We start from the raw sequence: 357 nt of genomic DNA, 5'->3' as shown, positions 1-357 counted from the left end.
GCGATCGCCGCTTTGAACTCTGCCAGTACTTCTAGGTATTGGCTTTGAGCCTCTAAAAATCGCTCTAAAACGGGTTCAATTTTGGTTCTTGCTATTACATATTTGCGAAGCGCTAAGTCATACTCCTTATCCTGGCGGATTGGTTCAACTTTTAGCGCCTCTAGTTGTTTAGTCAGAATGGGGATAGCTTGAAGCAAATACTCGCTTTCGGTCGTCGCATTGCCAGGATAATAATCACGATCAGATGGGGGCTTACTCAACCATGCTTGAGCGCGTAGCAGGTGTGTCCGTCGTTGGTTGATGTCAGCCTCAAAAGCCGCGACCTTACCATTTTTAACGTCTTCTGGGGATGGTTGC

At 47.1% G+C, this 357-nt stretch carries 1 protein-coding gene; it reads right to left on the bottom strand.

Annotation, left to right across the window (positions count from 1 at the left end; all coding sequences use genetic code 11):
• Nucleotides 1-357, bottom strand: a 357-nt coding sequence (locus AABK37_RS42015; RefSeq protein WP_432557273.1) for a hypothetical protein, incomplete at both ends; no start/stop codon positions are given.

It is taken from the genome of Tolypothrix sp. VBCCA 56010 (assembly GCF_050875635.1).
Classification (GTDB): Bacteria; Cyanobacteriota; Cyanobacteriia; order Cyanobacteriales; family Nostocaceae; genus Hassallia.
The sequence above is the reverse complement of the archived record's forward strand: the minus strand, read 5'-3'. Positions and strand labels throughout refer to the sequence as shown.